The organism is Achromobacter sp. FW305-C-30-7 (assembly GCF_058783105.1).
On sequence record NZ_JBYSYI010000002.1, the window covers coordinates 317587 to 329859 of the forward strand.

The 12273-nt window shown below is 64.8% G+C and carries 11 protein-coding genes; 3 read left to right on the plus strand and 8 right to left on the minus strand.

Translation table 11 applies throughout. The annotated features are described in order from the left end of the window. Nucleotides 1–28 precede the first annotated feature (28 nt). The 5 genes from AC3WOB_RS08480 to AC3WOB_RS08500 all read right to left on the minus strand — a co-directional run bounded on the left by AC3WOB_RS08480 (nucleotide 29) and on the right by AC3WOB_RS08500 (nucleotide 6517). The gene (locus AC3WOB_RS08480) at nucleotides 29–1849 is read right to left on the minus strand and encodes a bifunctional aspartate transaminase/aspartate 4-decarboxylase (RefSeq protein ID WP_013392409.1); all 1821 of its coding nucleotides are present in this window, start codon (nucleotides 1847–1849) and stop codon (nucleotides 29–31) included. Between the two features lie 104 nt (nucleotides 1850–1953). Then, on the minus strand, nucleotides 1954–3645 hold the full coding sequence (aspT, locus tag AC3WOB_RS08485) for an aspartate-alanine antiporter (protein WP_013392408.1): 1692 nt from the start codon (nucleotides 3643–3645) through the stop codon (nucleotides 1954–1956). 195 nt (nucleotides 3646–3840) lie between these two features. Beyond that, the gene (locus tag AC3WOB_RS08490) at nucleotides 3841–4770 is read right to left on the minus strand and encodes an electron transfer flavoprotein subunit alpha/FixB family protein (protein ID WP_013392407.1); all 930 of its coding nucleotides are present in this window, start codon (nucleotides 4768–4770) and stop codon (nucleotides 3841–3843) included. A gap of 2 nt (nucleotides 4771–4772) precedes the next feature. Further along, the gene (locus AC3WOB_RS08495) at nucleotides 4773–5522 is read right to left on the minus strand and encodes an electron transfer flavoprotein subunit beta/FixA family protein (protein WP_013392406.1); all 750 of its coding nucleotides are present in this window, start codon (nucleotides 5520–5522) and stop codon (nucleotides 4773–4775) included. Between the two features lie 71 nt (nucleotides 5523–5593). Continuing rightward, nucleotides 5594–6517, minus strand: a complete 924-nt coding sequence (locus AC3WOB_RS08500) for a histone deacetylase family protein (protein WP_080551048.1) — start codon at nucleotides 6515–6517, stop codon at nucleotides 5594–5596. A gap of 10 nt (nucleotides 6518–6527) precedes the next feature. Between AC3WOB_RS08500 and mltB the strand changes: the two genes are divergently transcribed. Next, nucleotides 6528–7685, plus strand: coding sequence for a lytic murein transglycosylase B (gene mltB, locus AC3WOB_RS08505; protein ID WP_013392404.1), 1158 nt, complete (start codon nucleotides 6528–6530; stop codon nucleotides 7683–7685). A 39-nt stretch (nucleotides 7686–7724) separates the two neighbouring features. Here the strand turns inward: mltB and AC3WOB_RS08510 are convergent, their stop codons facing one another. Then, nucleotides 7725–8774, minus strand: a complete 1050-nt coding sequence (locus AC3WOB_RS08510) for a cyclase family protein (RefSeq protein WP_013392403.1) — start codon at nucleotides 8772–8774, stop codon at nucleotides 7725–7727. A 67-nt stretch (nucleotides 8775–8841) separates the two neighbouring features. On the opposite strand from AC3WOB_RS08510, the gene AC3WOB_RS08515 reads away from it, so the two are divergent. Both AC3WOB_RS08515 and AC3WOB_RS08520 read left to right on the plus strand, forming a co-directional pair. After that, nucleotides 8842–9618 (plus strand): IclR family transcriptional regulator, encoded by a 777-nt coding sequence (locus AC3WOB_RS08515; protein ID WP_013392402.1) that lies wholly within the window; start codon nucleotides 8842–8844, stop codon nucleotides 9616–9618. Beyond that, nucleotides 9615–10595 carry a Bug family tripartite tricarboxylate transporter substrate binding protein gene (locus AC3WOB_RS08520; RefSeq protein ID WP_013392401.1) on the plus strand — a complete coding sequence of 327 codons (981 nt, stop codon included), beginning with the start codon at nucleotides 9615–9617 and terminating at the stop codon, nucleotides 10593–10595. The genes AC3WOB_RS08515 and AC3WOB_RS08520 overlap by 4 nt, the downstream gene beginning before the upstream one ends. Nucleotides 10596–10699: 104 nt before the next feature. Here AC3WOB_RS08520 and cysM read toward each other — a convergent pair whose 3' ends face one another. Next, the gene (gene cysM, locus AC3WOB_RS08525) at nucleotides 10700–11608 is read right to left on the minus strand and encodes a cysteine synthase CysM (RefSeq protein WP_041655288.1); all 909 of its coding nucleotides are present in this window, start codon (nucleotides 11606–11608) and stop codon (nucleotides 10700–10702) included. Nucleotides 11609–11690: 82 nt separating this feature from the next. After that, nucleotides 11691–12185: a ComEA family DNA-binding protein gene (locus tag AC3WOB_RS08530; RefSeq protein WP_013392399.1), complete on the minus strand. Its 495-nt coding sequence runs from the start codon at nucleotides 12183–12185 to the stop codon at nucleotides 11691–11693. Nucleotides 12186–12273: the final 88 nt, after the last annotated feature.

The window sequence follows — 12273 nt, forward strand, 5'->3', positions numbered from 1 at the left end:
TCGCCCTGGAGGTTGCTGCCTGACCTGCCTACTTTCGCGCGGCGGCCTTCTTGACGGACTTCACCGCCACGTCGGCCTTCTTCACCGCTTTCTTGACGGCTTTTTTGGCAACCGCGGTCTTGCCCGCCTTGCGCTTGGCTGCGGGCGCCTTCGTGGTCTGGCCCTTGCCGGCCGTCGGGCCCGAACGCACCAGCTCGCCGGCCTTCCATGCCTCGACGTATTCGGTCGCAGCTTCGACCATGTGCTTGCCGATCTTGGCGTAATCGCCATCGTCCAGATTCGCCAGCGAGACACGGATCGACCACGGCGGGCCGCCGAAGCCGCCACCGTCCATCAGCACCACGCCGGATTTCTCGGCCAGGCGGAACAGGAAGTCGACCGGCTCATAGTTGGACATCATGTACTTGCAGAACGCCTCGCCATACGTGATCTTGGCCCAGACCATGAAATCCAGCTCGACGTAGTACCAGGCGCGCATCGGATCTTCGGGCGGCATGGGGATGCCCAGGCCGCGCCACAGCGCATCGCGCCGCGCGCGCACGATCTTCATCGTCAGGTGCTTGTAGGAGTCCTTCAGGTCCATCAGATGCGACAGCGCGAAAAAGCCCATCTGCACCTGCTGCGGCAGGGACAGGCCTGCGGTGTGGTTCAGCGCGACATTGCGACTGTCGGCCACCAGCCGGTCGATGAACTTGAGCTTTTCGGGCTCCATCGTCATGGCGCCGTAGCGCTTGTTCAGGCGCTGCTTCCAGGACGCCGGCAGTTCGGCGATGCGGCGGTCCATGGTGTTCTTTTCATGGGTCGCGATCACGCCCAGGCGCCATCCCGTGCAGCCGAAGTTCTTGGAGAACGAGTACACGCATATGGTGTTGTGCGGCACTTCAGCCATCAGAGAGCGGAAGTTCGGCACGAAGGTGCCATACACGTCGTCCGTCACCAGCACCAGGTCCGGGTTCTTGCGGATGAGGCGCACGATCTGCTTCATCTCGACCGGGCTGAACGCCACCGACGGCGGGTTGCTGGGGTTGACCGTGACCGCCAGCTTGATCTTGGGATTTTCCAGCTTGGCGATTTCAGACGCCGGATAGTGCCAATCATGGGTGCCGTCGGCCCGCAGGCTGCTGGCGTTGATCGGGACGATCTTGAACTGGAAGCGCTCCAGATGCGAGATCTCGATGTAGGGCGTGAAGGTGGGCAGGAACAGCGCGATGGTGTCGCCTTGCTTCAGCAGGCCGTTCTGCATCAGCGAATCAAAGATGTAGCACATGGCCGCCGTGCCGCCTTCGACCGGGAACAGGTCGAACTTGCCCTTGGGCGGACGGCCGTCGCACATTTCCTTGATCAGGTAATCGTGCACGATCTGTTCAAGATGGACCAGCGCGCGCGGCGGCACGGGATAGTTGTCGCCGATGATGCTGTCGGTCAATTCATGGACCCATGCGTCGGGATCGAAGCCCTTGACCTTGACGCCGTACTCCAGCACGCCGACCAGGAAATCGTAGCCGTCCATGCCTTTGTGCTTGGACAGGAATTTGCGCATCCGATCGGCGCAGCCCTTCCTGGCCGGCATGCCCGCCAGAATGGACTCGTCGCGCACGCGGCGGGCTTCCTTCATGGCGAACTGGCCCATCAGGAAGAAGGCGTCGCGCGGTTCGGTGGCGATCCAGTTCGGATTGCCGCGGCCGGCGTTCAACATGGTGATGGCGGCGGTGTGCTGGTTGTCCTTGGCCAGCGTGATCAGGTAGTCCTTCAGTTCAAACGGAGAAAGCTGTTCGAGGTCGCGTTGGCGCGAACGGGTAGTTTTCAAGGCCGAGGCCAGGCTGACGGTGAGAGGCGCGGTGGAAGCCATTGTTCAGTACTCCTGGTTTGCGTGGTGACAGGCGCTGAGCGTCGCCGGCCGGGCCGGCGCGCTTGCAAAACGCCCCACAAGCGCGGGGCTTGCGGGGCGTTCTGCTAGGACATGAGCATGACGATGACAATCCCCCAGATGATGAGCAGGGTATTGCCGATGGCGTAGGGAACCGTGTAGCCCAGTGCGGGCACCTGGCTCTTCGCCGTTTCGGTGATCTGGCCGATGGCCGCGGTGGTGGTCCGGGCTCCGGCGCAGACTCCCAACGCAATGGCGGGATGGAACTTGAATACGTACCGCGCAATGTACACGCCCACGATCATCGGAACGCTGGTGGCGATGATGCCCGCGATGAAGAGCTTGGCGCCCAATTGCTGGAAGCCCAGCACGAATCCCGGCCCTGAAGATATGCCCACGACCGCAACGAACGTCGTCAGCCCCACCGATGTCAGGAACCAGTGCACCGGTTCCGGCACCCGGCCGAAGGTCGGATGCACCGAGCGCAGATAGCCGAAGATCAGGCCGGAAATCAGCGCGCCGCCGGAGGTCGACAAGGTGACGGGAACGCCGCCCACGGTCAGCACCAGCGAACCGAACAGGCCGCCGAGCAGGATGCCGAAACCGACGAAGACCATGTCGGTCTGGCTGGTGGCGCGGTCCACGTAGCCCAGCCGGCCGACCACGCGCTCAACGTCGCGCTTGGCGCCCAGTACGAACAGGCGATCGCCGCGGTCCAGCTTCAGGCCCCAGTTGACCGGCATGTCGTGGCCGCCGCGCACGACCTTGCGCAGGAACACGCCGCGTCCCAGTTCGCGGCCGGCTTCGCTGTCCGCGATTTCCTTGATGGTCTTGCCGGCGATGTTCTTGTTGGTCAGCACGACCTCGACGACCTCGGCGGGCATGCTGATCAGGTCGCGGTCCTCGACCTCGGTGCCGATGATGCCAGCGGCCTGGGTGACCAGCGCGTCATGCCTGCCGGTCACGCCCAGTATGTCGCCCTGCTGCAGCACCGTCTTGGCATCGCTGTCGATGATCTGGTCGCCGCGCCGGATGCGTTCCACGAACACTCGAGCCTCGACGAAGCGGGACTCCAGATCTCCCACCGTCTTGCCGACAAATTCCTCGCGGTCCAGCTTGTAGGCGCGCGCAATGAACTTGCGATAGCCCGACAGTTCCATCGAGTCGGCGCCGCCGGACATCTTGGCTTCGTATTCCTGGCACTCCTTCACGATGTCCACGCGCATCAGCTTCGGGCCCAGGGATGCCAGGATCCAGGCGCTTCCGACCGTGCCGAAGATGTAGCAGACCGCGTAGGCGACAGGAATGCTGTCGATCCATTTCTTTTTGGTGGCTGCGTCTATGCCCAAACCGTTGATGGTGTCCGTCGCCACGCCCATGACCGCGGAAATGGTTTGGGCCCCTGACAACAGGCCCGCGCCGGTGCCGGCATCGAAGCCGAAGCCTACGGCTGTCGCCCATGTCACCAACAGGCAGATCACGCAAATAATGACGGCAAAGATGACCTGGGGAAGGCCATCGCTTTTCATCCCTCGGAAGAACTGCGGTCCGACGCCGTAACCCAGACCGAACAGGAAGAGCAGGAAGAAGACCTGCTTGAGGACGGGAGCGATCGTGATATTGAGCTGTCCCACCAGCACGCCGACCAGCAGCGTGCCGGTCACGGCTCCCAGATTGAATCCGAAGATCTTCTTGGCGCCTATCCAGTACCCAACACCCAGGGTAAGGAATATCGCAAGTTCCGGATATTTTCGCAGAGTGTCAAAGAACCATTCCATCCCGAATCTCCTTCGTTCTGTACAGGTCGAGCACTTGCGCGAATCTAGCTGCGCGCGGAACACATTATCAGAATCTTTCGAGAAATCAAAAGATTTGGGATATTGAAATCAAATGATGTGTGGTCCTGGCGTCAAAAATAAAAAAGCCCGCCAGCGCGAAGCTGGCGGGCCTTCAATACTGCAGCGCGATAAGACTTACAGCGCGCCGGTCAGTTCAGGCACGACCTGGAACAGATCGCCCACCAGGCCATAATCGGCCACGCCGAAGATCGGCGCTTCCGGATCCTTGTTGATGGCCACGATGACCTTCGAATCCTTCATGCCGGCCAAGTGCTGGATGGCACCCGAGATACCAACCGCCACATACAGCTGCGGCGCGACGATCTTGCCGGTTTGACCGACTTGCCAGTCGTTAGGCGCGTAGCCGGCGTCGACCGCGGCGCGCGAGGCGCCGAGTGCCGCGCCCAGCTTGTCGGCCAGCGGATCCAGGATCTTGAAGTTCTCGGCGCTGCCCAGGCCGCGGCCGCCGGAGACGACGACGCGCGCGCCGGCCAGCTCCGGACGGTCGCTCTTGGCGACTTCGCGGCCCACGAAGGTGGACAGCCCCGAATCGGCGACGGCGGCGATTTCCTCCACCGCGGCGGAACCGCCCTGCGCGGCCACGGCGTCAAAGCCGGTGGTGCGCACAGTGATGACCTTGACGGCGTCGGCCGACTGCACCGTGGCAATCGCGTTGCCGGCGTAGATCGGGCGCTGGAAGGTGTCGGCGGATTCCACGCCGATGATGTCGGAGATCTGTGCCACGTCCAACTTGGCAGCCACGCGCGGGGCCACGTTCTTGCCCGAGGCGGTCGCCGGGAACAGGATGTGGCTGTAGCCCGAGGCCACCGCCAGCACCTGGGCGGCGACGTTCTCGGCCAGGCCGTCGGCCAGTTGCGGCGCGTCGGCCAGCAGGACCTTGGAGACGCCTGCGGCGGCGGCGGCCTGGTCGGCCACGGCGCGCGCGTTGGCGCCGGCGACCAGCACGTGCACGTCGCCTCCGATCTTGGCGGCGGCGGCGACGGCGTTCAGGGTTGCGCCCTTGAGCTGGGCGTTATCGTGTTCGGCAATAACCAGCGTCGTCATGTTCAGACCACCTTCGCTTCGTTCTTGAGTTTGTCCACCAGGGCCGCGACATCGGCCACCTTGATGCCGGCCTTGCGGGCGGGCGGCTCGCTGACCTTCAGCGTCTTCAGGCGCGGCGCGGCGTCCACACCCAGCTCTTCCGGCGTGACGGTGTCCAGTTGCTTCTTCTTGGCCTTCATGATGTTGGGCAGCGTGACGTAGCGCGGCTCGTTCAGGCGCAGGTCGGTGGTGACAATGGCCGGCAGCTTCAAGGTCAGCGTTTCCAGGCCGCCGTCGACTTCGCGCGTGACCGTCACCTTGCCGTCGGCCAGCTCGACCTTGCTGGCGAACGTGGCTTGCGGCCAGTCCAGCAGCGCGGCCAGCATCTGGCCGGTCTGGTTGGCGTCGTCGTCGATGGCTTGCTTGCCCAGGATCACCAGCTGCGGCTGTTCCTTGTCGACCAGCGCCTTCAACAGCTTGGCCACGGCCAGCGGCTGCAGTTCGGCATCGGTCTGGACCAGCACGCCGCGGTCGGCGCCGATGGCCATGGCCGTGCGCAGCGTTTCCTGGCACTGCGCAACGCCGCAAGAAACCGCCACGACCTCGGCCACCGCGCCCTTCTCCTTCAGGCGGGTCGCTTCCTCGACGGCAATTTCGTCAAAGGGGTTCATGGACATCTTCACATTGGCGATATCCACGCCGGTTTGATCAGACTTGACGCGCACCTTGACGTTGTAGTCAACGACGCGCTTGACAGGTACCAATACCTTCATCCCGCTGCCTCCAAATGGAAAATAATTACCCGGCATGCGCCGGGATCGCATTGCACAATTTTTTCTTGATTCTACAGCTTCGCAAGCGCTCGTATATGCGCAACCACGCTGCGGCCCAGGGCTGACAGGTTGTAACCGCCCTCGAGCGTGCTGACGATCCGCCCCTGGCAGTGGCGCTCGGCCACCTCCACGAGCTGTTCGGTTATCCAGGCGTAGTCGGCCTCGACCAGGCCCATCTGGCCCATGTCGTCCTCGCGGTGCGCGTCGAAACCCGCCGACACCAGAATCAGTTCGGGGCGGTGCGCCTCCAGCGCAGGCAGCCAGGTATCCGTCACGATAGTCTTGACCGCGGCCCCTCCGGTATAGGCGGCCACCGGCACGTTCAGCATGTTCGAGGCGGGATTCTCGGTGCCGCTGTTTGGAAAAAAGGGATGCTGGAAGAAGCTGCACATCAGCACCCGATCGTCGCCAGCGAAGATGTCTTCGGTGCCATTGCCGTGGTGCACATCGAAATCGACGATGGCCACACGCGACAGGCCGTGGAAGTCCAGTGCATGTTGCGCTGCAATGGCGACGTTGTTCAGAAAGCAGAATCCCATGGCCTGGGAACGGCAGGCGTGATGCCCGGGAGGCCGCACCGCGCAGAACGCCGTACGGGCTTCCCCCCCCATCACGGCATCCACCGCCGCCACGCCCGCGCCCGCCGCGTAGAGGGCAGCCTCGTAGGTGTGGGGATTCATCAGGGTATCCGGATCGATAGGGAAATACCCTTGCTCCGGCAAATGTTCGCGCAAACTGTTCAGATACTGGACAGTGTGCACCCGCAATATGTCATGGCGGGATGCCTGCGGCGCCTGGCGGTCATCCAGGTAGGGCATCAATCCGCTGGCAAGCAACTGGTCTGAAATGGCGTCCAGCCTCTGGGGGCTTTCGGGATGCCAACTGCCCATTTCATGCAAGCGGCATGCCGGGTGGGTAAGATACATGGTCTCCATAAGGAAGATTATGTTCATCTGTCGGCGTTTACTGCAACTCGGAACGCTTTCCGCCCTGCTGGCGGGCTGCTCCACCACCGCTCCCTCTGCCACCACCAACACCGCCGCCGGCCAGCCGGCCGCCGAATCAACCCCGGCCCCCATTCGCATCGGACCCAGCGCGCCGACACCTGGTTCTGAACTGGCGGACGACGGTCCCGCCGCGCTGGGCGCCAATGGCGCGCTGCGGCCTGAAGTCCGTTCCTTTGTCGAAAACCTGGCCACCGAACGCCAATTGCCGCTGGACCCCATGGTCGCCGCGCTGGCCGGTTCGCGCTACAACGCCACCGTCGCGCGCCTGATCGCGCCGTCGCCGCCGGGCAAGAAAATCTGGCGCAGCTGGCTGACCTATCGCTCGCGCTTCGTCGAACCCAAGCGCATCGGCTGGGGCGTGGAGTTCTACAACGAGAACCGCGACCTGCTCAACCAGGCAGCGCAGCGCTTCGGCGTCCCGGCGCCCGTGATCGCCTCGATCATCGGCGTGGAAACGCTGTATGGCCGCAATATGGGCAATTTCCGCGTGCTGGACGCGCTGACCACGCTGGCCTTCGACTATCCGGACCCGGCCAAGCCCGAGCGCGCCACCATGTTCCGCGGCCAGTTGGCGGATTTCCTGACCCTGGTCATGAAGGACAAACTGGACCTGGAAACGCGCGGCTCCTACGCCGGCGCCATAGGCATGCCCCAGTTCATGCCCACCAGCGTCATGCATTACGCGGTGGACGGCGACGACAACGGCCATATCGACCTGAGCAACAACACGCGCGACGCGATCATGTCCGTGGGCAGCTTCCTGTCGCAGCACGGCTGGCAGCGCGGCCTGCCGGTGTTTGCCCCGGTGGTGTTGCCCACGGATCCTGCACCGCTGGTCGACGGCGGGCTGGAACCCAAGCAGAGCTGGGGCACGCTCACGGCGGCGGGCGCCCGCCTGCAGCCGGGCGCCTCGGCCGCCGGCTGGGGCAGCCAGCCGCTGGGCGTGGTCGATCTGGTCGAGGAAGCCCGCGGCACGGCGCAATACCGCGTCGGCACGCCCAACTTCTTCGCGCTCACCAAGTACAACCGCAGCTACTTCTACGCGACCTCGGTGGCGGATCTGGCGAGCGAGATCGAAGCCCGCGTGGGCCGCTGACAGCCCCCTGGGCCGCGGCGTCCGACGCCGTGGCCCGCTTTACACCGTCGCGACCGGCGTCACGGGCGAACCCACGGCGCCAGGCAGGTTCAGCGGCGGCGCCGTCAGCAGGAAGCGGCTGCGGCCGTTGGCCGTCAGCCAACGCGCCAGCGCCCCGAGATACCACATCTCGCCTATCGGCAGGCCCAGCTTGAAGATGCAGTGGTGGTGCAAGGGCAATGCGGCGCAGCAGGCATTGGGCTTCTGCGTGGGATAGATTTCCAGCGCATGGTTGTCTGACGCCATGGCCGCCACCTTCGAGTCGGTGATCCACTGCAGTAGCTTCTCGTCGCTGCCGTCCAGGCCGGCGCAGATTTCGTGCAGCGTGTGGGGGTCGGGCTCGCGGTTCTTTTCCAGCAGGGCGTCGCCGAATTCCGTATGGAACAGCACGATATCGCCCTGCTCGATCTCGATCCGGTCCGCTTCCAGAATGCGCATCAGGTCGTCATAGCCGACCGACTTCTGCTCTCGCCCGTAGTGGCGCGCCAGATCGACCATTACTCCGCGCGTCTGCAGGCACGATTCGGCCAGCTGTGTGATGTCCAGCTTTTTGGCGTTGGAGGCCGGCCCCTGCCCCAGGTCGGTCTTGGCATAGCCATTGTCCACGTCGTAGTCCACCGGGCCCACAACATGCTCGTTGGGCCGATAGCCGTTGTAGTAGACACGCTCGGGCAGGCCGTCGCCATTGGCGTCAAACAGCGCGCCGACGTGGGCCAGCGAATCCCATTGCGTCGAGTACTGCAAGCTCATTTCGACAATGTCGTCGCTGAGCACGTCGACGCAGCCGGGACGCAGGCGTCCCAACGGAAAGTTCAGGTACTGGTCGCCATCCCTCTCGGTAGGCCGCAGCTTGGGCGGATGACGACGCACGTTCACGCCATTGCCGCCCGGGTAATCCAGCGGCAGCGACAGGCAGAAGCTCAGTCCTTCGCGGACTTCCCGCATGCCGCTCAGCACGTTCGCGGGGGTGATGTAATTCAGGCAACCTCGCTGGTCGTCAGGCCCGAAATCTCCCCAGTTCGATCCCTCGGGACGGTTGTTCCATCTCATGCCTTGCAACTCCTGGTCGATTGAATGCTGTTTGACATAAATTTATCACGTATAGGATACTAACATCATGGATGTGAAAACCGCAGGCCGTGTGCTGGATGTGCTGAACCTCTTCGCCGAGGCGCAGAAGCCCTTGCTGTACAGCGAAATCGCTGCCCAGATGGAAATTCCGCTCTCCAGCTGCCACGGTCTCCTGAAGACCATGGTGGCGCGCGGCTATCTCTATGAAATCGGCAAGAAGCATGGCTACTACCCGACCCAGAAGCTGATCCACGTGGCCACCCTGATCTGCCATAGCGACCCGCTCAACGCGGTGATCGAGCCGGTGCTGGCCCGGGTGCGGGACCTGACGGGCGAGACGGCCTTGCTGGCCAAGCTGGCCGACGACAAGGTCGTGTACCTGATCGTCGCGGAATCCAAGCAGACGATCCGCTTCTCGCATCAGCCCGGCGGCTTCAAGGCGGTGCACGCGACCAGCTCGGGCAAGGCGCTGCTGTCGGTGCTGTCCCAGGACGAACGGCAGAAGTGGTTCAAGGCCTACAGCGGATTTGCCGCCTACACGGACAGCACGCTCACCAGCCGGGAAGCCTTCGACCGCGACCTGGAAGCGGGCGTGGCGCGCGGCTGGCAGCGCTCGGTGGGCGAAAACGTCGAGGACGTGATGTCCATTTCGCTCGGATTCCGGGCATACGAACAACCCTTTGCCATCGTGGTGGCCGGCCCGCTGAGCCGGATGCTGAAGAACGAAGCCACCACGGGGAAACAGCTGACCGAGGTCAAGGCGATGCTGCAGGCGGCGCTGCCCTCGGCCAATCTCACCTTTGTAGGAGTAGACAGTAGATGAACAAACGCACTTTCCTCGCCGCGGCATGCTCGGCGATCGCCACGGCAGCGTTGCCGGCAGCAAACGCCTACGCGCAGGCGGCTTATCCCGACAAGCCCATCCGCGTGATCATGCCGTGGGCGGCGGGCGGGCCGACGGACGTGGTCGGCCGCGTGATCGCGGTGCAGATGGGAGAGATCCTGGGCCAGCCGCTGGTGATCGAAACCCGCGCGGGGGCCAGCGGCACCATCGGTACCGCCCAGGTGGCCAAGGCGCCTGCCGACGGCTACACCTTGCTGATGAACCCGTCGGTGCAGGGCATCTACCCGGCCCAATTCAAGAATCTGAGCTTTGACCCGATCAAGGACTTCCAGATGGTGGGCGTGCTGGGCACGGTGCCGATGGTGGCCGTCGTCCCGCCCAATTCCAAATTCAAGACCTTCGGCGAACTGATCAAGCAGGCCCAGGCGCAGCCCGGCTCGCTGACCTTCGCTTCCCCCGGCGTCGCCACCTTGCCGCACCTGGCGGGCGAGCTGATCAATACCTCCACCAAGGCCAAGATCACCCACGTCGGCTACCGCGGCAGCAGCCCGGCCCTGACCGACGTCGCGGGCGGCCACGTGGACCTGATGTACGCGCCGCTGGCGCCGGCCTTGCCCCTCATCCAGAGCGGCAAGATCCGCCCGATCGCCGTCACGACCAAGACGCGCCTGGCTGAGCTGCCCGATGTGCCGACCATCGCGGAGAGCGTCCTGCCCGGTTTCGACATCGTCACCTGGTACGGCATGTGGGCGCCCAAGGATACGCCGCAACCCATCATCGCCAAGCTGAACAAGGCCATGATCGAAGCGTCGCAATCGCCCAAGGTGGTGGAAGCGCTGAAATCGCAGGGCACCCTGCCCAGCGCCATGAGCTCCCAGGAAGCGGAAGCCTTCAACCTCGCGGAAAGCCAGCGCTGGATCAAAGTGATGCAGGACGCCGGCATCCAGCCCGAGTAAGCAGGCAAAAGACCGGGGCGCCCGCCGCGCCCTTCTAATGAAAAACCGCCATGTCGGGCTGCCCCGGCATGGCGGTTTTGTTGAGTTCGGCTACAGCCGGGCGTTCAGTTGAAAACGCCCGTGGACAGATAGCGGTCGCCGCGGTCGCACACGATGAACACGATGGTGGCATCGTTGACGCGTTCGGCCACGCGCAGGGCCGCAACCAGCGCACCCGCGGAGGAAATCCCGCCGAAGATGCCCTCTTCCGCCGCCAGCCGGCGCGCCATCTGTTCGGCTTCCGCCTGTTCGATGGATTCGTAGGCGTCGACCCGGCTGCGGTCGAAGATCTTGGGCAGATAGGCTTCGGGCCACTTGCGTATGCCCGGGATCGACGATCCTTCGGCAGGCTGCGCGCCCACTACCTGCACCGCCGGGTTGCGCGACTTCAGATAGGTCGACACGCCCATGATGGTGCCCGTGGTGCCCATGGCGCTCACGAAGTGGGTGACGCGCCCTTCTGTCTGGTTCCAGATTTCCGGCCCGGTGGTCTCGATGTGAGCGCGCGGGTTGTCGGGATTGGCGAACTGGTCCAGCACCAGCCCGCGGCCGTCCGCCTGCATGGCGGAAGCCAGGTCGCGGGCATATTCCATGCCGCCCTTGTCCGCCGGCGTCAGGATCAGCTCGGCGCCATAGGCCGTCATGGCCGCGCGCCGCTCCACCGACAGGTTGTCCGGCATGATCAGGATCATGCGGTAGCCGCGCATGGCGGCCGCCATGGCCAGCGCGATGCCGGTATTGCCGCTGGTCGCCTCGATGAGGGTGTCGCCCGGCTTGATGTCGCCGCGCTCTTCGGCGCGCGCGATCATCGACAGGGCCGGACGGTCCTTCACGGAGCCGGCGGGGTTGTTACCCTCCAGCTTGGCCAGGATGACATTGCCTCGGGCAGCGCCCGCGGCCCCGGGAATGCGCTGCAGGCGCACCAGCGGCGTGTTGCCGACGGTTTGCTCGATAGTGGGATAGGTAGTAGTCATGCGGACGATCATAACCTTGCCCGGCGGCGCGCGGCGCCAAAGGCCGCGCTCCCGCCAGGGCTACCCGCGCCGACCGGCGCAGTCAGGGCCGGGCGCGGGCCGCGGGCTGGGAGGATGGCGGCCTGGCTTCGGGCTTGGCTTCGGGCTTGGGCGCTGCCGCCCTGACCTGCGCCGGCTTGGCCGCTGCCTCGCCCGGCCCGGCCTGAGCCCCGGCGCCGCCCACCAGCAGGCCGGCCTCTTGCAGGGCCTGGGCCTTTTTCGGACCGATGCCGCGCACGCGTTCAGCCAGGTCGTTCAGCGACTCGAACTTGCCGCCCCGCTCGCGCTCCTTCACGATGATCTCAGCCATGCGCGGGCCTATGCCGCGCACGCCCTCGAGCTGCTGGGCATTGGCCTGATTGACGTCGAGCGCGTGCGCCAGCGGCGCGGCAAAACCCAGGCCGGCCGTCACCAGCAAAGCGCCCAGGACCTGCCGCAAGGGGCGCGGCCGGGCGCCGGAACCGGCGGGCGAGCGCTGCCTGCGCCACCGCGCACGGGGCGCGGGCCGGGCTGCGGCGGATTGAAGAAATGGATTCATGGAAGGTCTCCCTGGAGTCTGGCGCAACGGCTGTCACGCCACGTCCAGATCATGCCGGCGCCCTTCCCGCCCGCGGCGGCGCAGTGAA